At 69.6% G+C, this 25215-nt stretch carries 23 protein-coding genes; 14 read left to right on the top strand and 9 right to left on the bottom strand.

The features are described from left to right. The first annotated feature begins 55 nt into the window (after nt 1-55). Genes ACQPZQ_RS17775 through ACQPZQ_RS17740 form a run of 8 tightly spaced genes read left to right on the top strand, consistent with a single transcriptional unit; the run spans nt 56 to nt 4731 of the window. Nucleotides 56-1051 (top strand): hypothetical protein, encoded by a 996-nt coding sequence (locus ACQPZQ_RS17775; RefSeq protein WP_433297117.1) that lies wholly within the window; start codon nt 56-58, stop codon nt 1049-1051. After that, on the top strand, nt 1044-1877 hold the full coding sequence (locus ACQPZQ_RS17770) for a hypothetical protein (RefSeq protein WP_433297115.1): 834 nt from the start codon (nt 1044-1046) through the stop codon (nt 1875-1877). Before ACQPZQ_RS17775 ends, ACQPZQ_RS17770 begins: the two co-directional genes overlap by 8 nt. After that, nucleotides 1877-2170 (top strand): BMC domain-containing protein, encoded by a 294-nt coding sequence (locus ACQPZQ_RS17765; protein WP_344723410.1) that lies wholly within the window; start codon nt 1877-1879, stop codon nt 2168-2170. Before ACQPZQ_RS17770 ends, ACQPZQ_RS17765 begins: the two co-directional genes overlap by 1 nt. Before the next feature lie 10 nt (nt 2171-2180). Further along, on the top strand, nt 2181-2516 hold the full coding sequence (locus ACQPZQ_RS17760; RefSeq protein WP_344723409.1) for a BMC domain-containing protein: 336 nt from the start codon (nt 2181-2183) through the stop codon (nt 2514-2516). Continuing rightward, nucleotides 2516-2761: a EutN/CcmL family microcompartment protein gene (locus tag ACQPZQ_RS17755; protein ID WP_433299265.1), complete on the top strand. Its 246-nt coding sequence runs from the start codon at nt 2516-2518 to the stop codon at nt 2759-2761. The genes ACQPZQ_RS17760 and ACQPZQ_RS17755 overlap by 1 nt, the downstream gene beginning before the upstream one ends. After that, nucleotides 2758-3498, top strand: a complete 741-nt coding sequence (locus ACQPZQ_RS17750) for an HAD-IA family hydrolase (RefSeq protein ID WP_433297113.1) — start codon at nt 2758-2760, stop codon at nt 3496-3498. The genes ACQPZQ_RS17755 and ACQPZQ_RS17750 overlap by 4 nt, the downstream gene beginning before the upstream one ends. Next, entirely contained in the window at nt 3495-3947 is a 453-nt protein-coding gene (locus ACQPZQ_RS17745; protein ID WP_433297111.1) for a RidA family protein, read from the top strand. Before ACQPZQ_RS17750 ends, ACQPZQ_RS17745 begins: the two co-directional genes overlap by 4 nt. Nucleotides 3948-3975: 28 nt before the next feature. Then, a complete protein-coding gene (locus tag ACQPZQ_RS17740; protein ID WP_433297109.1) occupies nt 3976-4731 on the top strand; it encodes a histidine phosphatase family protein in 756 nt (251 codons plus the stop codon). Nucleotides 4732-4740: 9 nt separating this feature from the next. Here the strand turns inward: ACQPZQ_RS17740 and ACQPZQ_RS17735 are convergent, their stop codons facing one another. From ACQPZQ_RS17735 to ACQPZQ_RS17720, 4 genes are all read right to left on the bottom strand, one after another. Further along, nucleotides 4741-6564 (bottom strand): PEP-utilizing enzyme, encoded by a 1824-nt coding sequence (locus ACQPZQ_RS17735; RefSeq protein ID WP_433297107.1) that lies wholly within the window; start codon nt 6562-6564, stop codon nt 4741-4743. Nucleotides 6565-6642: 78 nt separating this feature from the next. Next, complete coding sequence (locus tag ACQPZQ_RS17730) at nt 6643-7701, bottom strand: PEP/pyruvate-binding domain-containing protein (RefSeq protein WP_433297105.1); 1059 nt, start codon at nt 7699-7701, stop codon at nt 6643-6645. A 43-nt stretch (nt 7702-7744) separates the two neighbouring features. Beyond that, entirely contained in the window at nt 7745-9220 is a 1476-nt protein-coding gene (locus ACQPZQ_RS17725) for a 2-hydroxymuconic semialdehyde dehydrogenase (RefSeq protein WP_433297103.1), read from the bottom strand. A gap of 597 nt (nt 9221-9817) precedes the next feature. Next, the gene (locus ACQPZQ_RS17720) at nt 9818-10768 is read right to left on the bottom strand and encodes an NAD(P)-dependent oxidoreductase (protein WP_433297101.1); all 951 of its coding nucleotides are present in this window, start codon (nt 10766-10768) and stop codon (nt 9818-9820) included. 588 nt (nt 10769-11356) lie between these two features. Here ACQPZQ_RS17720 and ACQPZQ_RS17715 point away from each other — a divergent pair. From ACQPZQ_RS17715 to ACQPZQ_RS17690, 6 genes are all read left to right on the top strand, one after another. Further along, nucleotides 11357-12565 (top strand): acyl-CoA dehydrogenase family protein, encoded by a 1209-nt coding sequence (locus ACQPZQ_RS17715; RefSeq protein WP_433297099.1) that lies wholly within the window; start codon nt 11357-11359, stop codon nt 12563-12565. A gap of 7 nt (nt 12566-12572) precedes the next feature. Then, entirely contained in the window at nt 12573-13502 is a 930-nt protein-coding gene (locus tag ACQPZQ_RS17710; RefSeq protein WP_433297097.1) for an amidohydrolase family protein, read from the top strand. A gap of 97 nt (nt 13503-13599) precedes the next feature. After that, nucleotides 13600-14388 carry a 2-keto-4-pentenoate hydratase gene (locus ACQPZQ_RS17705; protein WP_433297095.1) on the top strand — a complete coding sequence of 263 codons (789 nt, stop codon included), beginning with the start codon at nt 13600-13602 and terminating at the stop codon, nt 14386-14388. Beyond that, nucleotides 14385-15164, top strand: coding sequence for a 2-keto-4-pentenoate hydratase (locus ACQPZQ_RS17700; protein ID WP_433297093.1), 780 nt, complete (start codon nt 14385-14387; stop codon nt 15162-15164). Before ACQPZQ_RS17705 ends, ACQPZQ_RS17700 begins: the two co-directional genes overlap by 4 nt. A gap of 51 nt (nt 15165-15215) precedes the next feature. Further along, a complete protein-coding gene (locus ACQPZQ_RS17695; RefSeq protein ID WP_433297091.1) occupies nt 15216-15827 on the top strand; it encodes an NADPH-dependent FMN reductase in 612 nt (203 codons plus the stop codon). A gap of 376 nt (nt 15828-16203) precedes the next feature. After that, complete coding sequence (locus ACQPZQ_RS17690) at nt 16204-17010, top strand: IclR family transcriptional regulator (protein ID WP_433297089.1); 807 nt, start codon at nt 16204-16206, stop codon at nt 17008-17010. Between the two features lie 100 nt (nt 17011-17110). On the opposite strand, the gene ACQPZQ_RS17685 is transcribed toward ACQPZQ_RS17690, so the two are convergent. The 5 genes from ACQPZQ_RS17685 to qcrB form a co-directional block, all read right to left on the bottom strand. Then, complete coding sequence (locus ACQPZQ_RS17685) at nt 17111-18145, bottom strand: LacI family DNA-binding transcriptional regulator (protein WP_433297087.1); 1035 nt, start codon at nt 18143-18145, stop codon at nt 17111-17113. Nucleotides 18146-18217: 72 nt separating this feature from the next. Beyond that, nucleotides 18218-19135, bottom strand: a complete 918-nt coding sequence (locus tag ACQPZQ_RS17680) for a sulfotransferase domain-containing protein (RefSeq protein ID WP_433297085.1) — start codon at nt 19133-19135, stop codon at nt 18218-18220. Between the two features lie 67 nt (nt 19136-19202). After that, nucleotides 19203-20090 (bottom strand): RNA polymerase sigma factor SigJ, encoded by an 888-nt coding sequence (sigJ, locus tag ACQPZQ_RS17675; protein WP_433297083.1) that lies wholly within the window; start codon nt 20088-20090, stop codon nt 19203-19205. A gap of 238 nt (nt 20091-20328) precedes the next feature. Then, nucleotides 20329-23037 carry a helix-turn-helix transcriptional regulator gene (locus ACQPZQ_RS17670; RefSeq protein WP_433297081.1) on the bottom strand — a complete coding sequence of 903 codons (2709 nt, stop codon included), beginning with the start codon at nt 23035-23037 and terminating at the stop codon, nt 20329-20331. 357 nt (nt 23038-23394) lie between these two features. Beyond that, nucleotides 23395-25083, bottom strand: a complete 1689-nt coding sequence (qcrB, locus tag ACQPZQ_RS17665) for a cytochrome bc1 complex cytochrome b subunit (RefSeq protein ID WP_433299263.1) — start codon at nt 25081-25083, stop codon at nt 23395-23397. Between the last annotated feature and the right edge of the window lie 132 nt (nt 25084-25215).

Below are 25215 nucleotides of genomic sequence, written 5' to 3'. Positions count from 1 at the left end.
CACAGTTGGACACACTCCTGGCTGACTCGAATCAGACAGATCAGGATCCCTGGCCATGAGCCGCGTCTTCCAGGTGCAGGCCGGCAGCCCCGCCTCACGGTCGCGCCGGCCGGGACCATCACCGCCTTCGGAGCGGTCACCGCGGAGCGAGCGATCCGACGATTCCGCGAATCGGGGCCGGATCGTCGCGGGGTATCTGTCCCCGCATCCGCCCCACCTCGTCTACGCCGAGAACCCGCCGCAGAACGAGCCGCGGTCGCGCGGGGGCTGGGACGTGATGCGCTGGGGGTACGAGGAGTTGCGCCGCCGCATGAGCACACGGGCCCGGCCCGATGTCCTCATCGTGCACGCGCCCCACTGGATCACGATGGTGGGGCACCACGTGAACTGCGTGCCCAATCCCCGTGGGATCTCGGTCGAGCCGATCTTCCCCCACCTGTTCCGCTACCACTACGACTTCCGGACCGACGTCGAGCTTGCCGAGGCGATCGTCCACGAGGCCGACGACCTCGGGCTCGTCACGAGCGCGATGCGCGAGCCGGACGTCCGCGTCGACTACGCGACCATCGGGGCCCTGCACCTCGTCAACCCCGCGTGGGACATCCCGGTCGTGTCGCTCTCCGCGAACAACAACCCGTACTTCTACTCCGACGCCTCCCTCGACGAGATGGAGATACTGGGCGAGGCGACTCGCCGAGCCGTGGAGCGCACCGGACGCCGGGCGGTGCTCTTGGCCTCGAACTCGCTCTCGCACCTGCACTGGGACGTCGAGCCGGACCTGCCCGAGGACATGTCCCGTGAGCACCCGTACAATCAGCACCAGTACGAGTGGGACATGCGGCTCCTGCAGGCGGTCCGGGAGGGCCCCACGAGCCGGCTGCGCGCCCTGATCGGCGAGCACATCGAGCAGACGGAGTCGGAGACGAAGGCAGGCAGCCTCACCTGGCTGCTCTCCGCCATGGGCTGGCCCGAGGTCGCAGGCGACGTGCTGGCCTACGGCACGATCATCGGTACGGGGAACGCCGTCGTCGAGTGGATGCCCCGTGGCTGACGAACTGGTCGCGGCCGCGATCGTGCCGGGGATGCCGCACCTGCTGGCGACCACCGACGCGGCCCCGAGCTGGTCACGGCTGGCAGCGGCGGTGCGGACGACCGGGGACCGGATCCGGGCCGCGGGCGCCGAGGTCGTCGTGATGGTGTCGACGCAGTGGTTCACCGTGCTCGGCCACCAGGTGCAGCTCGACCCGCACCTGGTCGGCGAGCACTGCGACGAGAACTGGTACCGCTACCCGTTCGGGCGCCAACGCTACGACCTGCGGGTCGACACCGAATTCACGAGCACGTGGGCGGACGAGATCGACCGCGCCGGCCTGCAGTCCAGACGGACGCACTACGACGGCTTCCCGGTCGACACCGGGACGATGACGGCGATGAACCTGCTCAACCCGGAGCATCGGCTGCGGCTCGCGCTGGTGTCGTGCAACCTCTACGCAGGCCCCGAGGCGATGTCGACCGTCGGCGCTGCCGCCACCGCCGCCGCGCGCAGGCACGGCAGGCGTGTCGCCGTGGTCGCGGTGACAGGGTTGTCCTCCGCGCTGATCCAGCGCTGGATCTCCCCCGCCGAGGACCACGTCGCCCAACCCGGCCACGAGGAGTGGGACCGCCGGATGCTCGACCTCGTCGTCGCCGGCAAGCAGACGGAGGCGCTGGCGCAGCGTGCGGAATACGCCGCTCAGGCGCAGGCCGACAGTCAGTTCCGGGCCTACCCGTTCCTGACAGGCGCCGGGCTCGAACAGCTCGGAACAGGAGAGCTGCTCGCCTACGGACCGATATGGGGCACCGGCGCGGCGGTCGTGAAGTGGACGCAGGAGGAATGATGGCTCGGACTGCTGTGGGTTTCATCGAGGCCGAGGGCTTTGTGCCGGTCTTCGACGCGGTCGATGCGATGACGAAGTCGACGGAGGTCGACGTCCGCGGCGTCGTCCGACTCGGCGGCGGCCTCGTCGCCGTCGCCGTGTCCGGTGACCTCGCCACCGTCGAGGAGGCCGTGGAGATCGGTGAGGAGACGGCCCGGGCCATCTCAGGACGAGGCGTGAAGTCCGTCGTGTTCGCCAGCCCGGCCGAGCCGATCGTCGCGCTCGCCGGTGACATCACTCTGATCGGAAGCTGAGGACCAGAGCATGCCAACCTCCGAGCGCGCCATCGGGATCATCGAGACCCGCGGCGTCGTCGCCCTGACCGCCGGTATCGAGGCGATGATGAAGACCGCCGACGTCCGCACCATCGCCGTCGAGCGGGTGAGCAGCGGCTATCTGGCCGCGGCGGTGCAGGGCACGCTCGCAGCGGTGCGCTCCGCCGTCGACGCAGGCGCCGCCGCCGTGAAGCAGTACGGGGAGCTCCGTGCCGCCCAGGTCTACCCCAAGCCGCACCAACAGGCCGGCGCTTTGCTCGAGGGCGCCCCGAACCAGCGCCTGCGCACCGCGATCGCAGCACTCGAGCCGGGCGCGACGCCGTGATGCTCGGCACGGTGGTGGGCCGGGTGTGGGCCGACCGTCAGCTGCCGGGCCTCAACGGCCGCCGGCTTGTCCTCGTCGCGGTGATCGGGTCCGACCGCCGGGAGGTGGCGATCGACCTCGTGGACGCCGCTCCCGGCGTGGCCGTGCTGGTCGCGACGGACGAGGCGGCAGCAGCAGCGGCCGGTGACCCCACCGTCGACGCCGCGGTCGTCGCGCTGGTCGACAACTGGGACGCGGAGCGGTGAGCGGGCCGGGCAACGGGCCGGCCGAGGCGCAGGTCCCCGTCACCTCGGCGCCGGACGCGCCGGTCTCCCGGCGCCGCCACGCGCTCCGCCGGACCCGCGGACCATCGGTCACCACGCTCGTGCTCGACGTCGGCGGGGTGGTGATCCCGACGTTGTTCGAGACCGTGACCACGCGCGGCCTGCCCAGCGGCCCGTTCTCGACGTCCGCGGCGCCGGACCCGGAGTATCCGCTGGTGGAGAACGGCCGGCTGGCCGAACGCGACTACTGGGACCGGCTCGCGGAACGGCGGCCGGACCTCGACATCGGGGCACTCTGGCGCAGCTGTTCCGTGGTCCGTGCGGAGATGACCAGCCTGGTCGAGCGAATCGACGGACGGGTCCGGCTTGCCGCGTTCACCAACGACATGGCGCACTGGTTCGGCGCCGACTGGGAGGCGAAGTTCCCGATCATGCGCTGGTTCGACACGATCGTCGAGGCTGCCGCGCTCGGCGTGTTCAAGCCCGAGCCGGAGGCGTTCCGGATGGCAGCGGACGCCCTCGGCGAGGACCCGCGGCGCTGCCTGTTCGTCGACGACCTCGCGGCCAACCTGGGCGGCGCTGCGGCGGTCGGGATGCGCACGGAGCTGTTCGACGTGCGGGACCCGGCCGGGTCGATGGACCGCATCGCGGCCGCGCTGGCCCTGCCTCCGCTCCAGCGGCCCCGCCGCGTCTTCGCGCTGTCGCAGGAGCAGGGTTGAACGCCGACCTGGGGCTGCAGCGACTCGCTGAGCTCGGCCTCTCGCTGCCGGAGCTGCGCGCGAAGGCCGGCAACTACCTCGGGTGGGTGCGGTCGGGGGACCTGCTGTTCCTGTCGGGCCAGGGTGCTGACGGGTGGACCGGCCGCGTCGGGGAGACGCTCACCGTCGAGCAGGGCTACCAGGCCGCGCGGTCCTGCGGCCTGAACCTCCTTGCGCAGGTGCGCGACGCGGTGGGAGGGCTCGCGGCGGTGCGGCAGGTCGTGCAGGTGCGGGGGTTCGTGTGCTGCACGGACGACCTGCAGGAGATCCCGCAGGTCGTGAACGGCGCATCGGACCTGTTCGTCGCGGTGTTCGGGGAGCGGGGCCGGCACGCCCGCACCGCGCTCGGGGTGCGAGCCCTTCCCCTCGGGTTCGCTGTCGAGATCGACATGGTGGTCCAGCTCGGGTGACCGAGTCGCGACCGGGGAAGGCTGAGGCATGACCACTCCTACGCCCACGTCGGGCTCGCTGACCGTCCACCTGGTCCGCCACGGCCAGACCGCGAGCTACGCGCAGGACGCCGGGCTCACGGAGCTCGGCCGCAAGCAGGCGACGGACCGGGGCACGGCACTGGGCGCCGCGGTGGCCGACGGCGAGCACGTCACGTTCGGTTTCGCCCCGACGCTCCGCGCCCGCGAGACGGCGGAGTTGCTCCGCACGGCTCTACTCGAGCAGACGGCGGAGCGCGGGATCGCGCTCACCGGCACCGAGATCCGGGTCGAGCCCGGATACCGCAACCTCCAGGTGTGGGCGGACGGACGGCCTGCCGACCCGACCCAGGCCCGGCGGCGGGCCGCCGAGCTCGCCGGCGGGCCCGGAGTCCCGCCCGGGTGGGTCACCGAGGCCGCGCGGTTCTGGAACACCCACGAGACAGGTGACGCGATGGGGTTCTGGCTGTCCACGCCGCTGCTCTGGCACGAGCCCCCGGCGTCTGTCGTCCACCGGCTCATCCGCACCAGCGTCGACCGCGTCGTGGACGGCACCGATCGGCGGCTCGTGATCGGCTCCCACTCGGGTTGCCTGCGCGCGATGGTGATGTGGGCCGCCGGAGTGGATCCCGGCGAGCCCGGCAACGGCGAGGATGTGGTCCTCAGGGTGGCCGCGGGCAGCGACGTCGTGAGCGTGGCCTACGCCGAGCTGCAGTGGGAAGCCCGGGTGCCGGCCGCCCCGCTCGACTGGTCCCCGGGCTGCTAGCACCGCGAGCTAGTCGAGGATGGTGACCACGCCGGTGTGGCCGTCGACGCGCACGCGCTGACCGGTCTTGATCGCGGCGACGGCGTTGCCGGTGCCGACGACTGCGGGCATGCCGTACTCGCGGCAGACGATCGCGGTGTGGCTCATGATCCCACCGACATCGGACACCGTCGCCACGATCCGCGTGAAGATCGGCGCCCAGGCGGGCGAGGTCGCCGGGCACACCAGCACCTCCCCCGGCTCGACCGAGCCCAGCTCGCTGACGTGCCGCAGGACCCGGGCGGGGCCCTCGGCGACACCGGGCGACGCCCCGAGCCCACGCAGGGTCGCAGGCCCGTCGCCGTCGCCGTCGGCCAGCCAGTCCGCCACCGCGGAGGTCGTGATGCCCCAGAGCATCACCGTGAAGGGCTCGTTGATCTCGGCGGGCGGCGGTCCGAGCGCCGGAGGGGGCTCCCAGGCCTCCAGGGCCGTGAAGATCCGCCTGCGCTCCGCGACGGTCGGGCGCCAGTAGCTCGCACCCCGCGACTGCGTGCCGACCGACCATCCGATGACCGTGTCGTAGATCAGCTCGCTGACCTCGGTGCGCCGCAGGAAGAACATGTCCTCGGGCTCGTCGAGAGCGCCCATCGCGGCGAGCGCACGCGACAGCTCCTTCGACTTCGCCCAGAACGCCGCCCACATCCAGTGCTCGATGTAGAGCACGTGCTCCTCGATGTAGGTGAACACCAGACGGGCCAGCTCGACGGCCTGGTCGAATCCGGCGTGGTCCTCGAACGACAGGAGCTCGCGGTACTCACCCGTGATCCGGTCGCGCTCACGCAGCACGCCTGCCGTGTCGCGATCGATGTCCTCGCCGGCACGCAGCCGCCGCAGGTACTCGCGCACGGAGACGAGCGGGATATTCGGATCGTCCGCCCACGTGTCGTACGTGTGGTAGCCACCGGGGTGACCAGGGTCGGTGTTGATGACGAACCACGGGTCCGCGGTGGTCTGCCAGTCCGCGACCCAGGCCGCACCGGCCGGGTGGTCGGCGAGCGAGGCGAACAGCTCGGCGGCCGTGCTGTCGGCCAGCACCGCGTCACCGATGCCGAGTCGCTGGGCCTCCTTGGCGAGCCTGCGCAGCTCGTCGTCGGGCCGGTAGAGGTCGACGCGCAGGCCGCCGACCATGCGTGCGATCGACTGGTCGCCGATGCCGGGGAAAGCGGTCTTGCACAGCTGGAAGAAGTTCAGGTAGGCGGCGTAACCGATGTTGAGCAGCTCGAAGTGGTACTGGTACGTCTCGTACATCGACAGCACGAGCCGTTCGAAATCGCGAATCAACCGGTAGCCCGCCGAGTGCCCCACGTGCTCGTGGATCGTCTCGATCGGTTCGAGATCCGGGAGCGGGGCGAAGGTCAGGGAGCGGATCTCGGCGAGTTTCGCCGAGACCTTCTCCTTCCACTCCTCGTAGATCGCATCCCAGTTCTCGTAGTAGTGGCTCGCCCGGCTCGCGAACTCGCCGGCGCGTTCGGCGATCTGTTCCGGCGGCGCCGGCACCGGCGTGACATAGAGACGCCCGTTCAGGATGCGCTGGTCGACGCCGAACGCCGGCGGCATCGAGAAAACACGGGTGTTGAAGGCACCGAGCGCCTGCCACCAGCACTCGCACATGATTTCGTCGTACGGGTGAATGACCTCGGGATGGTGCAGACGGTCGGCGAACCAGAACCGCTCCTCGTCCTGCTGCTGCCGATCGGCCGAGAACAGGTGATACCAGTTGTACATCCGCTCCCAGCCCTCTGCGCCCTCGGGCGTCGGAATCGTGAACGGACTGGGGAACTTCGCATCTGCCATGTCGCGCTCCTGAGTCGGGGGAACAGCAGGCGGACCGGCCACGAGGAGTGGGCCGCCGGAGATCGGGAATGTGGTGGGTCAGGCCCGGCGGACGGACTCGGGAACCAGGTGCGAGAGGATCGAGTCGATCACCGATCCCTCGCGGGTGGCCCGGCCCGGCGACGTGCGCGACCAGACGGTCTCCGGTCGCGACTGCACGAGGTAGACGTTCTCCGGGCCCTCGCCGGAGCCGATCGCGAACTCGCCGTCCTGGGGAACGCCGAAGTGGCGCTCCACCAGCTTCGCAAGCCGCAGAAGCTCGGTGAGCTCCTCCTCGGTCACCGACGGGGCCTCGCGCAGCTCCGGCTCGACCTCCGCGCCCGTGGTGCCTTGACCGCAAGCGGCTCGCACGAGCTGAACGTCCTTCACGGCCAGGTCCCGCCGGACGATTTCGCCGGTGACCTTGTCGAGGTAGAAGCGGTCGGGGGTCACCGAGCCCGACACGAGCGGCTCGCCGAGCCCCCAGACCGACTCGCACACGACCTTCGAGCGGTCGCCGTTCTCGGGGTTGAGAGTCATGAAGACACCTGCGGCACGGGCAGGCACCATGAGCTGCACGACCACGGCCATCGAGGCTCCGGCGCCGCTCAGCCCGGCCTCGCGGCGATAGTCCATCGCTCGCGCGGTGAACAGGCTCGCCCAGCAGTCCCGGATGCGGTCGATCAGCTCTGCCTCGCCGCTCACCCATAGGTAGGTGTCGTGCTCCCCCGCAAAGCTGTGGTCCGCCGAGTCCTCCGCGGCCGAGCTGGAACGCACCGCGACCGCAGCGCCGTTGCCCAGCTCCGCGTACGCCTCGGCGACCGCGCCGGTCAGTGTGTCTCCGAGCTCAACCCCCCGGATGAGCTCGCGGACCTCGACGCCGACGGCCTCGAGGTCCGCGGCCTCGGCGTCGGGCGGCACGCCGCCCGCCAGGGTGTCGATCTTCGCCAGGAGGTCGGCGCCGACGGCCGCACGGAAGGCCGCTGTCGAGACCACGAACGCGGGCGGCACCCGAACCCCTGCCTCGGTCAGCCGGGCCAGGCCCGCGCCCTTCCCGCCGAGCAGGTCGCTGCCCGCGGCATCGGAGCGGTGGATCCAGACGATGTGCGGGGCGCTCACGTGCGGCTCCTTGGAGGAATGTGCGGGCAGGCCATGCGCGTGGTCACGGCTGGTGGATCTCGATGCAGACGTTGGTGGGCCTGCTGTAGAAGTCGACGGCCGCGTGGCCGCCCTCGCGGCCCACGCCCGATCGGCCGTTGCCGCCGAACGGGCTGCGAAGGTCGCGCAACCACCACGAGTTGACCCAGGCGAGGCCGACGTCGAGGCGCGGGGCCACCCTGTGGGCGCGGTCGACGTCACCGGTCCAGACGGTGGCGGCGAGCCCGTACGCGGTGTCGTTCGCAAGCGCCACCGCCTCGTCCTCGGTGTCGAACGGCGCCACGTGGCAGACCGGCCCGAACACCTCCTCCGTCGTCACCTGGGCGTGCTGGTCCAGCCCGGTCCAGATCGTCGGCGCGAAGTACGCCCCTTCGTCCAGCGCGTCACCGAAGGAGAGCGGGCCGCCGCCGGAGTGAACGGTGGCGCCCTCCTTGACCGCGATGTCGCAGTAGGACTGCACCTTCTCCCGGTGCTCACGGGAGATCAGCGGCCCCAGGCTGGTCCGCGGGTCCTCCGGACGGCCCGCCACCAGGTCAGCTGCGTGCTCCGCCAGGCCGGCGACGAACTCGTCGAAGATCGGCCGCTCGACGTAGACCCGCTCGGTGCACAGGCACACCTGGCCTGCGTTGGTGAACACCGATCCGGCGGTGCCACGGACGGCGCGGTCGAGGTCGGTGTCGGCGAAGACCAGCGCGGCGTTCTTCCCGCCGAGCTCGAAGGAGACCGGGGTGAGGTTCGGGGCGGCGGCAGCCATGATCGCCGACCCGGTCGCGGACTCTCCGGTGAACGTGATCGCGTCGACGCCGGGGTGGGTCGTCAGGAACTCACCGGCGGACGCAGGCCCGAGCCCGTGCACGACGTTGTAGACGCCGTCCGGGATGCCCGCGTCGACGATCACCTCGGCCAGCAGGGTCGCCGACGACGGGGTGAACTCCGACGGCTTCACGACGACCGTGTCGCCGGCCGCGAGCGCGGGCGCGACCTTCCACGTGAGCAGCAGCAGCGGCAGGTTCCACGGGACGATGACGGCCACGACGCCGACCGGTTTGCGGTAGGCGTAGTTGAGGGCGCGGCGGCCGTCGGCGGTCTCGGTGGAGTAGCTGTCCTGGTTCCCGGCGCCGTAGAGGAAGTCGGCCCCGTGGTCGAAGTTCGCGGAGGCACGGGCGACGTCGAGGCTGCGTGCCAGTGCGAGCGGCTTGCCCGTGTCACGCACCTCGGCGGCGACGAACTCGTCGGCCCTCTCCTCGATCAGGCGGGCCACCTTCCGCAGGAGTGCGGAACGCTCCGCGGGCCGGGTGCGGCCCCATGGGCCGGCCAGCGCGTCACCCGCCGCCCGCACGGCCGCGTCGACCACGGAACGGTCCGCTTCGTGGACCTCGGCGACGACGCTTCCGTCGACCGGGCTCGTCCTCACGAACGTCCGTACACCGTCGACGGTGCGGCCGGCGATCACGTTGAGCAGCGCAGGAGGGTTGGCCATGGATTCTCCGATTGCCGCCGACCCCTGAGGCCGGCGGGCGGTCATGGTTCGCTCTGGAGGCCCGCCCTGTGGACGGGTGCGGTGGGGTACAGATCAGCAGCCACGGAGTCGCCGGTCCAGGCTGGTGTCTTGCACTGCTGGACACCGGTAGCTCCCGGTGTCCGGGCCGTCGCGCTCACGTGCACTCGACGAACGGCTGCGACCGCACGTGGCCGTCATCGTCGACCGATTCGCCGACGTCACACACGGCCTGACCCCGCATTCCGGACAACTGGGAGGCCTCGTCGTGAGCCTCGGATTCTACGCCCCGGGACTTCTCGAGCCCCGCCTCGCGAAGGCGCTCACGGTGAGCGCGCGATCAGCAGGGGTTCGCGACGAGGAAGCTCTTACGCCAGGAGAGCGGATAACCTGAGGTGGGCCGTGCCGAACGAGGACGACGACCTCGTCTCCCGCACGCCGGGCGTGAGCGCTTCGACGATGTCCTGGCGAGTCGCCGTCGACCACGCGGTCGAAGTCCAGGCCCGCTGCTCATGGTCCGCCCGGCGCGACCGGACGCGGGCGGCGGCCGCTGGGCACTACGGAGCCGCAGCCGTCGTGTCAGGCATCGTTCCGCAGTCCGTCGTCGACCGGGGTGTCTTCGGCGACCAGTTCGAGGCCGGATCGGCGGGCCTGCTCGACCAGGAGCGTCGCGAAGTCCTCGGTGGTGTGTCCGGCTCCGATCGCGGCCGTGACGAGATCCGCGGCAGTGGCCGCGATCGGCATCGACACGCCGTGCTCCCGCGCTGCGGCGAGGCCGAGATCGAAGTCCTTGCGCAGCAGCGGGTTGGTGAAGGTCGGGGTGAAGTCGAGACCGACCATCGCAGGCGTCTTGTACCGGCTGAAGACGGAGCCCATCACCGAGTCGTTGAGGAAGCCGAGGAAGGCGGCACGGCTCACCCCGCCCTTCTCCGCGAGCACCGTGATCTCGGCGAGAGCCTGTATGACGACGCCCAGGTAGACGTTGTGCGCGATCTTGACCAGCCGGGCGGCCTCACCGTCACCGACGTAGGTCGCTCCACGGCCCAGCACGGCGAAGAGGGGTTCGACCTCGTCGAACAGGTCACGCGGGCCCGACACGGCGAAGGTCAGCCGCCCCGCGGAGACGACGGCCGGGTTCCCGCTGACAGGCGCCGCCAGGAAGCCTGTGCCGCGTCCGGATGCCGCGGCGCGGGCGGTCGCTGAGGCGTCCACGGACACGGTCGACGAGTCGACGACGATCCGCGGTGCCTTCACGGGGTCCGTGAGGAGGCCGTCGGGCCCGGTCAGGACGGCCGCGAGGTCGGCCGAGGCGGAGACCACCACGAAGACGACGTCGCGATCGGCGAGGTCGGCCGGGCGATCCACGACCTCGGCGCCGAGGTCCGCCAGCGGCTCGGCCTTGGCGCGGGTCCGATTGAAGACCGCGAGATCGTGGCCTGCACCGACCAGCCGGCGGGCGAGCGCGAACCCCATCCGACCGGTTCCGATCCATCCCACGCGCACCGCGGCGCGATCTTGCGGGTCACCCATGTTCATTCCTCCGATGTGACGGCAATCGATTGCACGTGGGGCGCCCCAGCGTCGCCGAGCAAGTGGCGAGCACGCGGTGACGTCACGGGTGGCTGGTGCCGACAAGAACCGTGCGCCGCAGGACGCCCGTCCAGCACTTCACCACGAGTGAGGTGCCCGGAACAAGCGATCGAACGCTGGCATTCGCCCGTCGCGGATGCCGGCCGGCCTCGTGTCCGAACTGCGAGATCCCGTACGCCCTGCGCTCCGCCAGCCGCTGCTGCTCGCGACGAGCATCCTCGCCCGGACGGACCGGGAGGTCTCGGACTCGCGGCTCGACCAGAGCAGATCGAGCAGACCGGTGACGTCCCGGAGTTCTTGCCTCGACGGCGCGTTCCACCGGCTACCGGAGGCTGCGGCCACGTCCACTCTCGTGCTGGAACGAGCCCACCATCCCGCCGGATGCAATCGATTGCATCCATTTCCGCTGGGCGCGCCGATTTCCTCGAATAAGCATGTCCAACTGTGCTGGACAATGGCATTTTTTCTGCGAAGAATTGGACGGCAATGGTTTGCGAAGCGGCAGATGGTCGGGGAAGACTCGCCCGCATGACCATCCCCATCAAGAAGCCCAGGGAGGCCCGTTCGCCGTCCGCAGCCGGGCCGGTAGCCCTCGCCGCGGCACTCCGGGGCCTATTGCAGGAAGAAGCGGCCGACCACGACCGCGAGCGCCGGCTGTCGGACCGGACGGTTGCGGCGCTGCGGGATTCGGGCCTGCTCCGCCTCACGGTCCCCCGCGCGCTGGGCGGCCACGAGGTCGACATGCGGACGCTGCTCGACGTCGCCGTCGAGCTCGGCAGGGGCTGCACGTCGACGTCGTGGGTCACCTCGGTCGTGAGCACCGGGAACTACCTCATCGGACTGTTTCCCGAGGAGACGCGAAAGGACGTCTGGGGCACGAACCCCGACGTGTGCGCGATCGGTGTCCTCACCCCGACCGCGCAGGTCGAGCCCGCGGAAGGCGGCGTGCAGGTCACCGGCAAGTGGGCCTACTCGTCCGGCTCCCAGATCGCCGACTGGGCCATGCTCGGGATCCCCTACGGGGGCACCGCCGAGGCACCCGAGATCAGTTTCGCGCTCATGCCGATGAGCGAACTGACGGTCCAGGACACATGGCATGTGATGGGCATGCGGGGCACCGCGAGCAACACGGTGTGCGCCGAGAACGTCTTCGTTCCCGAACGACGGCTGTTGAGTGTGCAGGCCGCGATGGGAGAGGCGTTCGCCGACCAGTTCCCCGACGAGCCGCTCTACCAGACCAACCTCGCGGGCATCCTCGTGATGGTCCTGCTCGGCTCGCAGCTCGGCGCGGTTCGCACCGCTCTCGACTACGTCCGCGAGAAGGCTCCGCAGCGCTCGATAAGCGCCACCTTCTACCCGAACCAGTCGGAGTCGGTGGCGTTCCAGATGGATCTCGCCGAGGCTGCCAACAAGATCGACACCGCCGATCTGCTGCTCCACCGACTCGCGGGCGTCCTCGACGACCACGCGCAGCGGGGTGAGCGGATCGACCTGGAACTGCGCGCCCGCAACCGGGTCGACGGCGCCACCGCGAGCCAGCTCGTCAAGGAGGCGATGGACCTCCTCGTGTCGGCCCACGGCACCTCGGCATTCGCCGACTCCAACCCGCTCCAGCGCATCTTCCGCGATCTCAACGTGGCAAGCCGGCACGCCGGCACTGGTGTTCGCGTCCCGCGGGAGCTCTACGGCAAGGCGATGCTCGGCAAGAACCCCTTCGAGATCACGTTCCTTCTGTGAGGCGGACATGGCCATGATCGACGTCCACGCCCACTACTTCCCTCCGACGTTCATCGACGCGTTCGCCCGGCACGGGAGCGGGCGCCGCGCCTGGCCGGAGCACCCGCGGGAACTCGACGCCCGGATCAAAGACCTGGACGCGGCCCAGCTGGACCACCAGGTGCTCGGGCTCGGACACAACCAGCCCTACTTCGAGGACGTCGGAGCGTCGCAGACGGTGGCGCGCCTCGCCAACGATCTCTACGCGGAGGTCACCACGCAGTGGTCGGGCCGGCTCGCCGCGTTCGGCGCGATCCCGCTGCCCCACGTGGACGAGGCCATGGCGGAGGCCGTGCGTTGCCTCGATGTCCTGGGGTTCGCCGGCATCGGCATCGGCACGACCGCACTCGGCCGTCCGTTGAGCGACCCGGCGTTCGAACCGCTGTGGGCCGAGCTCGACCGCCGGCACACCGCCGTCTTCGTCCACCCCGTCGGCACACCGGACACACTGACCCCGGGGATGGACGCCTACATGCTCGGGCCGAAGTTCGGCGGCCCGCAGGAAGCGGGGCTGGCCACAGCCCACCTGGTGATCTCCGGCGTCACCCGCCGCTTCCCCGGCATCGAGTGGATCATCGCGCCGATGGGAGGCACCCTCCCCTACGTCTGGCGACGCTTCGAGGAGATCAGCGAAAGCCTCGGCCAGGACGAGTGGCTCGCGGGTGATCCCGGTGGTGAGCTGCGCAAGCTGCACTACGACACGACGTTGACCGATGACCCCGACGTCTACCGGTTCATGATCGACAAGCTCGGGGCCGATCGCCTCGTGCTCGGCACCGACGCCCCCCGCGTCACGGCCACGGACTGGATCGCCCGGGTCAGGGCCGTACCGGGCTTCGACACTGCCGAAATGGACGGGGTGCTCGGCGGCAACGCCCGTTCGGTACTCCGACTCTGAGCGCTCCGCGCAAATTTTCGGCCGGCCCAACGCCGCGCAAGCGCGGGCCGGTGCGGATTCGGCAGGAACATCCATCGAGCTGGGAGCAGAATTGCCAGTGACAGACGCCCCTGCGAAAGCAAAGGCGCTCTACGACGCCCGCCGCAGCAAAGTTCCGATTCCGCCGTTCACCGACGCGGAGCCGGCACTCGACATGGCCGACGGCTACGCGATCCAGCAGGAACTCGTCTCCCTGCTGCTCGCCGACGGTGACCGGGTGATCGGCCACAAGGTCGGCCTGACCTCGAAGCCGATGCAGGAACTGATCGGCGTCGACTCGCCCGACTACGGACCGGTCCTTGCCTCCGCGCTGTACCTCGACGGCGACACGATCCCGCGCGCGGAGTTCATCGCGCCACGGATCGAGGCGGAGATCGTCTTCGTACTCGGGGAGCGGCTCAGAGGGCCCTGTGTGACGGTGACGGCCGCGCGGGCGGCGATCGCGGGTGCCGTCGCGGGCGTGGAGATCGTCGACTCGCGAATCGTGGACTGGCGGATCCGCCTGGCCGACACGATCGCCGATCTGGCGTCACAGGGTGCAGTGGCGGTCTCCAGCAAGATCGTGCCACTCGACGGGTTCGACGCCCGTTTCCTCGGCGTGACGCTCACCCGCAACGGTGAGGTCGTCGACACCGGTGCGGGAGCGGCGGCGCTCGGCGACCCGGTGGCGGTCGTCGCCTGGCTGGCCAACGTCCTGTGTGAGCAGGGCATCGCGCTCGAGCCAGGGCAACTGATCATGACCGGTGGCCTGCACGCGGCGGTTGAGATGAACGAAGGCGACGTCTTCCGGGCCGAGTTCGACCGCTTGGGCCCGATCACCGTCTGCGTCGGAAGGACGAGCGCGTGAGCTCCGAAGGGACGGCCCCTGACGTCGACGAGCTGGCCCGACGGCTCAGGAAGGCGACCGCCGACCGAACGTCGATCGGCCGGATCTCCGCCGACGTGCCGGGATTCGACCTCGCCACCTCCTACGCCGTTCAGCGGCGGCTGCGGCACAGCGCCGGTCCGCAGGTCGGCTGGAAGCTCGGTCTGACCAGCCGGGCGAAACAGGTCCAGGTCGGTGTCGACGAGCCCATCCACGGCTTCCTCACCGGCGCGCATGCCCTGGACATCGGTCAGCCCCTCGACACTTCGGCATTCATCCAGCCACGTTGCGAGGCCGAGTTGGTCTTCGTCATGGGCCGCGACATCAGTGGTCCGCACGTCACAGCGGCGGACGTGCTCGGGGCGACGTCAGGTGTGGCGGTCGGCATCGAGGTGCTCGACTCGCGCTTCCACGACTACCGGTTCACGACGCCCGATGTCGTCGCGGACAACGCCTCGGCCGCGAGGTTCGTCGTCGGGGCTCCGGTGGCCGTCGGGGGGATCGATCTGCGTCTCGCAGGAGTCGTGCTCGAGAAGAACGGCGACGTGATCGCCACCGCATCTGGTGCGGCGTCACTCGGCCACCCTGCGGCGGCGGTCGCATGGCTCGTCCGCGCACTCTCGGACGACGACGAAGGGCTGCAGGGCGGAGACATCGTCCTCTCCGGCGGGTTGACCGCCGCTACCCCGGTGGCCGCGGGCGACGTGGTCGTCGCGACCGTCGACCGCGTCGGCACCGTCTCGCTCGCCTGTCGTTGATCCGTCCTCCGCAGTCGCCGTTGTCCACAACCGATCCTGATGAGGCGATCCGTGCCACCCGATACCCCCACCGTCCTTCAGGTGCTGGCCATCTGCGGGAGTTTGCGCAGCGGCTCCTACAACGCCGGCCTCGTCCGTGAGCTCCTCGTGGCGGCGCCGGCGTCGATGTCGATCGACGTGCTCGACGGCATCGATCGGCTCCCCCTCGTCAACAACGACCTCGTCGTCGACGGGGCCCCACCGGAATCGGTTCTGCGACTCGACGATCGAATCCGCAGTGCGGACACCGTGATCATCGCCTCGCCGGAGTACTGCTACGGGATCCCGGCTCCGTTGAAGAACCTTCTGGACTGGATCGCGTCCCCACCCCACGTCAACTGCTTCCGGTTCAAACCCGTCGGGCTCATCGGCGCCTCGATCGGAGTGCACGGCACGTTGCGCGCTCAGCTCGCCCTGCGTCAGACACTGCTCTTCCTCGAGGCTGCCGTGCTGGCGAAGCCCGAGGTCTACATCGCCGATGCGGCCGCGAAGTACGACGGCGAGCTCGTCGACCAGAAGACCAAGGAGCTACTGCGGTTGTTCCTCGGCAACCTCGAGGAGTTCGCGCGGGCGACCCTGTCACGTCGCCTCGACCCGAATTCTCGCGAGTTCCTCTTCACCTGAACCGAGATGGGACCACCCATGTCCACCTCTGGCAGGCACCCGTGCGCGGCCTCGCCTCAGGGTGCTGGGGCCGGGCGTACTTCGGGATCGTCCATCCGCTGGCGGCTCGGTGAGGGCTCACCTGTGACACCCCACATGTCGGTTCACAGATCATGCGTCTGTGAATCCCGGCCTCACCAGCATTTCCGTGAGTCGCCGTTCCCGGTGATGATCCCGGCCGGCGCGCGGGTGCGGCGGTACTGCCCCTTGCACTCGGAAGACGCGGCTGATGCCGAACGATCCTGATCTGCCATTTGCCAATCGATCACATAAATATTTCCAGCGATACCGGACATCGCGCCTGGACATTTTCCAGTGACGCCCGCAGAATCGACTTATGAGCGCGTCCGTCGGGAAGGCAGCACGGATTCTTCGGGCATTTCGCCCGACGTTGGACGTGCTCTCCGTACGCTCGCTCGCGGAACGCACGGGGCTACCGCGATCCACCGTCCATCTGCTGTGCCGGACTCTCGTGGCGGAAGGCCTGCTGGAGGCGGTCCCCCGCGCCGGCTACCGGCTGGGGCCACTGCTGCTCGAACTCGGCGGCCTGATCATCGACCGTACCGGGCTCGTCGACGCGGTCGAGGGCAGCACCGCCGCCCTGCAGCGCACCCCGGGACAGGAACTGCATGTCGGACAGCTCGTCGAGGGCTGGGTCATCTACCTGCACCGGGAGTCCGGCCCCACCAGGGTCAGCATGACGAACCGGGTGGGCATGCGGGCTCCGGCGTTCATGTCCGGGTGCGGCAGGAGTGCGCTGGCCGCGCTCGACCCGGAGGACGCCGACATGCGCGTGCGGCGGGTCTGCAGGCAGGAGCAGATCTCGCTCCCCGACATGGCGGCGCTCGCGGACGAGTTCGCCGGGGCGCGCATCCACGGCTACCTCGTGTGCCGGTCGTTCCAGCCGGGGCGCACGTCGGTGGCGGCGGCGGTCCTCGGCGCCGACGGCCAGCCCGCCGGAGCGTTGTCGATAGCCGGGCCGAACTCCACGTTCGCCCCGGCGCGCGTGGCGGGCCTGGGCCGCGCCGTGGCGGATGCCGCAGAGATCGCGAGCCGCAGGCTGCAGACGCGCAGCTCCGTGGCCGGGCAGCGGGTACCGACCCCGGACGCGCCGGCCGCCCCGCTGCGTATGGTCGCAGGCTGACACGGCAGGCCTACTGATCTTCGTCGAACGGCCCGCTCGGGCGTGCCGGGAGATGGCACGGGCCCGAATTGCAAAAAAAGCCGAATGCCGTTCGTCTGTATCAGGGCGGGACGGAACCCCGGCCGGGCGGCGCCGCAGAGGCCCTGACCACAAGCACGGGGGCGAGAATCAGCGATCGATTGCGGCGTTCTGGCGCGTTGAGAATGTCCACCAGAAGGCGTGCCGCCTCCTGCCCGAGCTCGTACTGTGAGATTCGAATCGTGGTCATCGGCGGAGCGACCCGATCCATGAAGGGCGTGTCATCGAAGCCCACCACACTCACGTCCGCCGGACAGCTCAGCCCGCGATCCCGCAGAGCGTCGAAACAGCCGAGTCCGATGAGGTCGTTGCCTGCCAGTACCGCCGTGAACCGGCGCCGCGCGTCGAGCAACTCGCCGAGCGCGTACCGCCCGGCCTCCGCCGACCACGCCACGCAATGCGCGACCCGATCCGGCCCCGCCGGGAGCCCGAGGTCCTTCATGCTCTCCACGAACGCCCGCTTCCGGTGCAGGCCGGTGGAGAACTCCTGCGGACCCGCGACGTAGACGATCTCGCGATGGCCCAGTTCGTAGAGATGGGTGAGCGCGAGGACCGTGCCGTGCGCGTCGTCGGACGTGACTGCCGGGACGTCCGTGCGCGCGAGCCGCCGGTTCACCAGCACGAGCGGGGTCGACGTCCGGTACATCTCCTCGATCAGCGGGTGGTCGAGGCGGGCGGTCGCGAAGATGTAGCCGTCGACCGACCGCTGCCGAAACGACTCGATGGCGGCCGATTCGCGCTCGGCGTCGCCGTCGGTGTTGGCGATCCACACGCTGTATCCCAGGTCGCGCAGCACGTCCTCGGCGCCGCGAACCATCGGCGGGAAGATCGGGTTGGTCAGATCGGGCAGGAGCATCCCCACCGCCGACGACCGCTCGGTCCGCAGGGTTCGCGCGCTGACGTTGTGCGTGTATCCGAGCGCCTGTGCAGCCGCGAGCACCTTGCCGAGCGTCGTATCGCTGACCAGGTGGCGCGAGGACTCGCTGAGGGCGCGGGAGGCAGTGCCGACATGGACCCCGGCGCGCTCCGCCACGTCCTTCAGGGTGGGCCGCTGCACCACAGCACACTAGCCGGGGTTCGCCTACACCTACGGCGGTCGTCGTCGGGCGCCCACCGGACCGGAGGGCGATCACGCGAGCCGGCTGCGATGGACCCATCTCAACAGGTCGGGCGCGGCCAGTTCGGCCGCCCGAGCCGCGTACTCCCGCAGATCGTCGTCAGCGAGCACACCCCTCCACTGCCCACTCACGCCGCGGTTGAAGAACCGCCTCTCATCCCGCCAGATGGCCAGGCCGGACTCCGGGACGAGCCGGCCGGCGTTCGCTTGCATCTCCTCGAACGTCGCCGCCCGCTCCAGCGACGGCCACGCCGACTCCGGCACGGTGATGTCGAGGCGCTGAGCCAGGCGACGCATCTCGCCAGGCAGGTCGGCCTTGAGATCGTCGTAGTGCACCAGGATCACATTGGCCGAGTCACGCGCGTCCCAGAACGTGGCGAGGTGATGAAGGGTGAGGCGCAAGCTGGGACCGCTGTCCGCCACCGGGGTGTCGTCCAGAATCCAACGCCGGAACCCATCACGCTCGGATTCCTCCTGCGACGCCGACAGGTAGGCGGAGATCTCGTCCGTGGCCGGGCAGCCGGTCGCCGCCTCCCGAGCCCGCTGGACCGCCCGTGGGTCCATGTTGGCCGTGAAGTTGCCGAACGAGATGCCGACGTCCCGCGGGTCGCGGCCGACGCACACATAGGACACCCGGGCGTCGAACGGCAACCCGTCCAGCGGCGTGTGCGACTTGATGAACCGGCGGTGTCGCTGTGTTTCCAGATCGTTGACCATCGACGCATGCGGCTGCATGAGCGAGTCGAGCCACGGCGACAGCTCGTCGAGGCCCCTGCCGAACTCCGGTGTTCCCAGCACCAGCAACGCGCAGATCGTCTGCATCCAGGTGGTGCCGCTCCTTACCGGCGTGCTGATCACGATGTCGCCGTCGCGGAACGCGAAGCCGTCCCAGCGTGCGCTGTCCCAGAGGACGTTCTGGTATCGCCGCACATCACTCCTTTCCACGCTCCGAGCCGCGGCACGGGATGGGACCGCGGCAGGCTGACAAACCTGGAAATCACGAGGTCTCGCGGAGTGGGGCCAGTTTGTTCGGTGCGCGGATGATGTCGACGCGGGAGATGCGGTCGCCGTCGAGCGTCAGGGAGATGACGAAGTCGCAGTCGTCGCCCTGGAGGACAGCGAGGCCGGGTGCGCCGTTGACCATCACCGGGGCGGGTTGGCGCTCGGCTTTGAGGAATCTCGCCATGCCGACCAACATTCGTGCGACCCGGCCCGCTCCGTGTACGGGTCGCCGTGCCGCGCGGACCTGCCCGCCGCCGTCGCTGGTCAGTCGCACGTCGGGGTCGAGCATCGTCATGAGGGTGGGCAGGTCGCCGCCGATGGAGGCGCACCGGAACGCGGCCACCACCGCCTCGTGGGTGCCCCGGTCGACCTCCAGGCGGGGAGTGCCGGCCGCGACGCGCTTGCGGGCGCGGGCGGCGAGTTGCCGCACCGCGGCGGGGCTGCGCCCGACCACTCGCGCGACCTCGGTGAACTCCATGTCGAACAGGTCGTGCAGCACCCAGGCGGTGCGCTCGGGCGGGCTGAGCGTCTCCAGCATCACCATCAGCGCGAAGCTGACGCGGTCATCGAGGGTGACCCGCTCGGCCGGATCGGCCGGCAGCGGTGAATCGACCCACGGTTCGGGCAGCCATGGCCCGACGTAGGTCTCGCGACGGACCCGGGCGGAGCGCAGGGTGTCCAGCGCGCGGCGCGCCACGACAACGGTGCCCCAAGCCTCGATGTCCTTGATCGGTGTGTCGGCGTCCGCGGTGACCAGGCGCAACCAGCAGTCGGACACCACGTCCTCGGCTTCGGCATGGCTGCCGGTCACCGCGTAGGCAATCCGCACCAGCCGCGGCCGAGCCCGGGTATACGCGGCCGCCAGCTCCGCCTCATCGGTCACGACCGGCTCCCGACCGTGGTCCCCACCGCCGCTCTCTGCATTCCCAGCGTCACCGCCTCATCCCTCTCGGTGCCCCGACCGGTGCGGGATCCTCCGCACGCGTGATGAAGACGAGATAGAGCGCCGGCATGTGACGATCGAGAGAGTGTCGGGCCCCACATTTCACCGGCCCAGCTCTGATCGTCCTCATTCCGGGAATGAATCAGAGAAAACCGACGATCCCGCCGACGCCATCGGATCAGCCACGAAGCTGCTTCCGAGAGGTGACGTTGAGCTTGGCGAAGATCTTGTGCAGATGCCACTCGACGGTGCGCGGACTGATGAAGAGCCGGGCGCCGATCTCGGGATTCGAAAGGCCCTTGCCGGCAAGCTGGGCGATCTGCCTCTCTTGGCCGGTGAGCAGGCTACTGACCGGGTCAGCACCGGAACGTGGCTGCTCGCCGGTCGCCGACAGCTCGCGGGCGGCCCGCTGGGCGAACGCCTCGATCTCCATCTCGGTGAACATTTCATGAGCGGTTCGCAGCCGTTCGCGTGCGTCGCCGCGGCGGCCTTTCCGGCGGAGCCACTCACCGTAGACGAGATTGGCGCGGGCGAGTTGGACGGTGATACGGCAGCGGGCGAGCCGATCAATGGCCTCCTGATAGAGATTGTCGGCTTCGTGACCGTCGCTGAGGAGGGCACTGCATCGGGCCTCGATCCCGAGCGCCCATTCCGTATCGCTGGCGCGGGTACGTTCACAGAGTCGTCGCAGGGCATCAACGGCGAGCTCGGACCGGCCGCTACGGGCGCCTGCCTCGACCAGTTCGCTGAGGGACCAGCTGAGCAGCCCGAGATCGTCGTGGGCGCAAGCTTGTTGAGCGGCGACCAGCGCGGCCGGATATCGGCCGAGACCGTTGTGCAGGACAGCGGTCGCGTACTCGCACAGGGTTATCCCCCTCCCCTCGCCCCTGCCGGTGGCGTGCTGAACGCCGGCCTCGATCAGCTCCACCGTCTGGGCCTCCCGCCCGCGCCAGGCGGCGAGCATCAGCGACGACGACCTGAGGGAGGAGATGCCGGTTGCCTCTGTGATGGCGTCGGACTCCTCGATCAGCGTCGATGCTGCAGTCAACTCTCCGGCATGCACATGGACGGCGGCACGGTAGGTGAGCGCGATGGGCAGAACCTTGAGCGCGCCGACGCCGCGTGCGAGGCGGACATGGTGAGTGGCCAGCGCATGCCAGGTCTCGTCGTCACAGATGTCCTGCGCAACAAGGCACGCCAGCCACAGCCAGCGGCCGTTCTCCTCCTCGTGGGCCCGGTCGCGGCGAAACGCGTGCAGCGCTCGTCTGAGCATGGGCAGGCCTGCGGCGTAGCCCTCTGCGTACCGCATCGCGAGGCCGTCGAGAAGCAGGTCGAGCGGCCGAGGTGGCGACGACGGCGGAGGCGCAGCGAGCGCGGCTTCGGCCGCTTCGATCACCCCGGGCCCGCTGTTGGTACGACCGGCATAGATCGCTGCGGCGAGCGCTTCGAGATAGGTCTCACGGGCCTGCCGGGCGTCGAGTGGTGACAGGCGTACGGCCGCGTCGAGCAGCAACGGCGGTGCGTCGCTCCCGCGGTTGCGGGCGAATGCGATCTGGGCGCGCACCCGCTCCAGCCGCGCACGCTGGAGTTCGTCGAGCGAGCCCAACTCCGCGGTCGCGAGCAGCCCGCTCGCGGTGCACGGTGCGCCTGCCTCCAGCTTGGCCTGTGCCGCTGCAAGTGCACGCGCGCTCCGGCGCGCCGGGTCCGGTGTCAGTTGGGTCGCTCGCTCCAGAAACGCGGCGGCCGCTGCGACCCCGCCGCGACCCTGCGCCCGATGGGCCAAGCGTTCGAGTTCCGCGGCGACGTCCTCAACGGGCTCGTATGCGGCCTGTGCGGCGTGCCAGGCGCGCCGATCGGGGTCGACCTCGGGATCGGTTGCCGCCGCCAGCGCCCGGTGTGCGCTCTGCCGGTCCTCCGGCGACGCTGCCCGGTAGATCGCCGAACGCACGAGGGGATGGCGAAACCGCACCCGTGAACCGATCTCGACCAGCCCTGCCGCCGCTGCCGGCGCCGCCGCCTCTCCCCCGATCCCGAGGCGCTCGGCCGCCCGCCAGACCAGCACCGGATCACCGACGGGCTCCGCCGCGGCGATCAGCAGAAGCCCCCGCGTCCCTGACGGGAGCAGCGCAAGCTGCCGGCGATAACTCTCCTCGAGCCGAACCGGGAGCGCAGACCCGTCGGGAAGCCCGAAACTCCCTGCCAAGGTCGACGTGAACCCCCGAGACACTTCCAGCAGCGCCAGCGGATTGCCCTGCGTCTCGGCGACGATCCGGTCGAGCACCTGCTCGTCGACCGGACCGGGGAGTGCGGAGCGCAGCAACTCACGCGCGTCATCGGGAGGTAGCCCGGTCACGGTCAGCTCCGGCAGGCCCGCCAGCTCTGCCACGTCATCAGACCCCCGCGCCGCGAACACCAGGGCCACCGATTCCGCCGAGAGACGGCGCGCGGCGAACGTCAAGGCCTGCACGGAAGCTTGATCGAACCACTGCGCGTCATCAACCAGACAGACCAGCGGCTGCTCCTGGGCGACCTCGGCCAACAGGCCGAGCAGCGCCAGCCCGACCAGGAAGCGATCCGGTGCGGGACCACCCATCATCCCGATCGCTCTGCACAGCGCATCGCGCTGATGAGCCGGTAGCCGCTCGACTCGTCCCAGCACAGGCGCACACAGCTGGTGCAACCCGGCAAACGCCAGCTCCATCTCCGACTGGACGCCCGTGACGCGCTCCACCCGACATCCCGTTGCGCGCTCGGTCACGTACTCCAGCAGGGCCGTCTTGCCCACTCCTGGCTCGCCACGCACCACCAAGGCCCGGCTCTCACCCGCCCGAACAGCGGCCAGCAGCCGGTCGAAGACGTCGCGCTCGCTGCGCCGGTCCCGCAGCACGAGGCACCACCGCCACTCGTCAATTCACTGACGGGCCCAACCCGGCAGAAGCAGACATGAGCAACTGAAGCGGTCGTCACGCTACTCTGATCCGTTCGAGCGCCCTGCCGAGAACTCCAGGCGCGCGTTGGCGGTGAGGGCTGCCTGCCAACCCGGCAAGATCGTTATCCGCTCCCAGCCCACGGCCCGGCACATGATCGTTCCCAGATCCGGGTTTCGGCCCCCACGAGGGCGCACAGCCGCATCTCGCGGCGATCTTGAAGCGTTGATCGTTCCGAGATCAGGGTTCCCGCCCTCAGGAGGGCTGATCGGCCACACTCGCGGCGATCACTGGACGAGCGGTCCGTTCGTGCGGACCTATCGCGCGGGCGTGCCGCTCGTTGGAACCCCTTCGTTGGAACTGGAGCCGTGCTGTCGCGACCCTGCGTTCCGGGCTCGCTCCAGGGCGTTGGTCTCCTCGATCGGGTCGGGGGTGAGGAGCGAGCCGGAGGGTGGCCTACCGCCCACATCGAGTTGGTTCATCCGTTTGGGCACGGGTGCGCCCTGGTAGGTCAGGGGGACGGGTTTGCCGTTGCGGTTGGTGCCCGCGAGTGGTTGGTGGATCTCGATGAATTCACCGTGGGGAAGTCTGCGGATGATTCCGGTGGCGATGCCGTGCTGCAGGACGGCGCGGTCGTCGCGTTGGAGCCCGAGACAGATCCGGTAGGTGAGGTAGTAGGCGATGGGCGGGAGGATGAGGAGCCCGATGCGGCCTGCCCAGATGGTGGCGTTGAGGGAGATGTTGAAGTAGAAGGCGATCTGGTCGTTGCTGCCGCTGAGGGTGAGGACGGCGTAGAAGGAGACGGCCATGGCGCCCAAGGCGGTGCGGACGGGTGCGTCTCGGGGGCGTTGCAGCAGGTGGTGGTGGGCGTGGTCCTTGGCCAGTCTGCGCTCGAGCCAGGGATAGGCGGCGGCGATGAGATAGAAGACGGGGAGGAAGGCGGGGCCTGCCCAGAATGTGGGTGGGATGGTGTGGCCGGCGATGTGGACGTCCCAGGGTGGGAAGATTCGGGTCATTCCGTCGAGGTAGAGGAAGAACCAGTCGGGGGCAGCGCCGGATGAGACGTGTACGGGGTTGTAGGGCCCGTAGTTCCAGATCGGGTTGATCTGGAATATGCCGGCCATGATGGCGAGAACGCCGGTGGTCAGCATCCCGAACGCGGCGGTCCTCGCGGCGAATGTCGGGAGGGCTCGGACGCCGACGATGTTGTTCTCGGTGTGCTGCACCGCGCGCTTGTCACCGGCACTGGTTCTGGTGGTGGTGCCGGGGAATTGCGGGGAGCGCCGGCGCCAGGCGAGTCCGAGGTGCAGGGCGGTCAGGGCCAGCAGGATGGCGGGCAGCAGGGCGATGTGGATGAGGTAGAGGCGGGGGATGATCTCGGTGCCGGGGAATTCGCCGCCGAACAGGGCCCAGTGGGTCCAGGTGCCGATCACCGGGATCGACAGCGTGAGCGCGGAGGCGATGCGCAGGCCGGTGGTGCCGAGCAGGTCGTCGGGTAGGGAGTAGCCGGTGAAACCGGCGAAGCTGCCGGTGAGCAGTAGCAGGATGCCGATCACCCAGTTGGCTTCCCGTGGTCTGCGGAACGCGCCGGTGAAGAAGGTGCGCAGCAGGTGGGCGATCATCGCGGCGATGAACAGGTGGGATGCCCAGTGGTGGATCTGCCGGATGAACAGTCCACCGCGCACGTCGAAGGACAGCCGGAGTGTGCTCTCGTAGGCCTTCGACATGGTCACGCCGCGGAGGTTGTCGTAGCGGCCGTTGTAGGTGACGGTCTGCATCGAGGGATCGAAGAACAGCGCCAGATAGACACCCGACAGGAGCAGGACCAGGAAGCTGTAGAACGCGATCTCGCCGAGCATGAACGACCAATGCGTCGGAAAGACCCGATTGGCCACCCTCCGCAACCCGACCGCCACACGATAACGCTCATCGAGACGATCCAGGCTTCGTGACAGCTGTGTGGGCGCGCCGCTGGACGGCTCCGCAGGAGTCGTTGCACTCATGATTTCTTGGTCCCTGACAATGCCTACGTCAATGATCTCCGAGGGGCGCGACCGGAGTTGTATTGCGCGTGTCCGAGCCGCTGTCGAGTTGCGCTATCCATCGTCGTGTGTGATACGGCCAGGGTCCCTGTGTAA

This window comes from Pseudonocardia sp. CA-142604 (assembly GCF_050948475.1).
Taxonomy (GTDB): Bacteria; Actinomycetota; Actinomycetes; order Mycobacteriales; family Pseudonocardiaceae; genus Pseudonocardia; species Pseudonocardia alaniniphila.
Note: the sequence above shows the minus strand (reverse complement) of the source record. Positions and strands in the feature narration are given on the sequence as shown.

Coding starts and splice junctions, on each gene's coding strand:
- ACQPZQ_RS17755 (WP_433299265.1), top strand. CDS start 2,516: ATGCTCGGCACGGTGGTGGGCCGGGTGTGGGCCGACCGTCAGCTGCCG.
- ACQPZQ_RS17720 (WP_433297101.1), bottom strand. CDS start 10,768: ATGGGTGACCCGCAAGATCGCGCCGCGGTGCGCGTGGGATGGATCGGA.
- ACQPZQ_RS17690 (WP_433297089.1), top strand. CDS start 16,204: ATGAGCGCGTCCGTCGGGAAGGCAGCACGGATTCTTCGGGCATTTCGC.
- ACQPZQ_RS17715 (WP_433297099.1), top strand. CDS start 11,357: ATGACCATCCCCATCAAGAAGCCCAGGGAGGCCCGTTCGCCGTCCGCA.
- ACQPZQ_RS17740 (WP_433297109.1), top strand. CDS start 3,976: ATGACCACTCCTACGCCCACGTCGGGCTCGCTGACCGTCCACCTGGTC.
- ACQPZQ_RS17710 (WP_433297097.1), top strand. CDS start 12,573: ATGGCCATGATCGACGTCCACGCCCACTACTTCCCTCCGACGTTCATC.
- ACQPZQ_RS17760 (WP_344723409.1), top strand. CDS start 2,181: ATGCCAACCTCCGAGCGCGCCATCGGGATCATCGAGACCCGCGGCGTC.
- ACQPZQ_RS17735 (WP_433297107.1), bottom strand. CDS start 6,564: ATGGCAGATGCGAAGTTCCCCAGTCCGTTCACGATTCCGACGCCCGAG.
- ACQPZQ_RS17725 (WP_433297103.1), bottom strand. CDS start 9,220: ATGGCCAACCCTCCTGCGCTGCTCAACGTGATCGCCGGCCGCACCGTC.
- ACQPZQ_RS17765 (WP_344723410.1), top strand. CDS start 1,877: ATGGCTCGGACTGCTGTGGGTTTCATCGAGGCCGAGGGCTTTGTGCCG.
- ACQPZQ_RS17775 (WP_433297117.1), top strand. CDS start 56: ATGAGCCGCGTCTTCCAGGTGCAGGCCGGCAGCCCCGCCTCACGGTCG.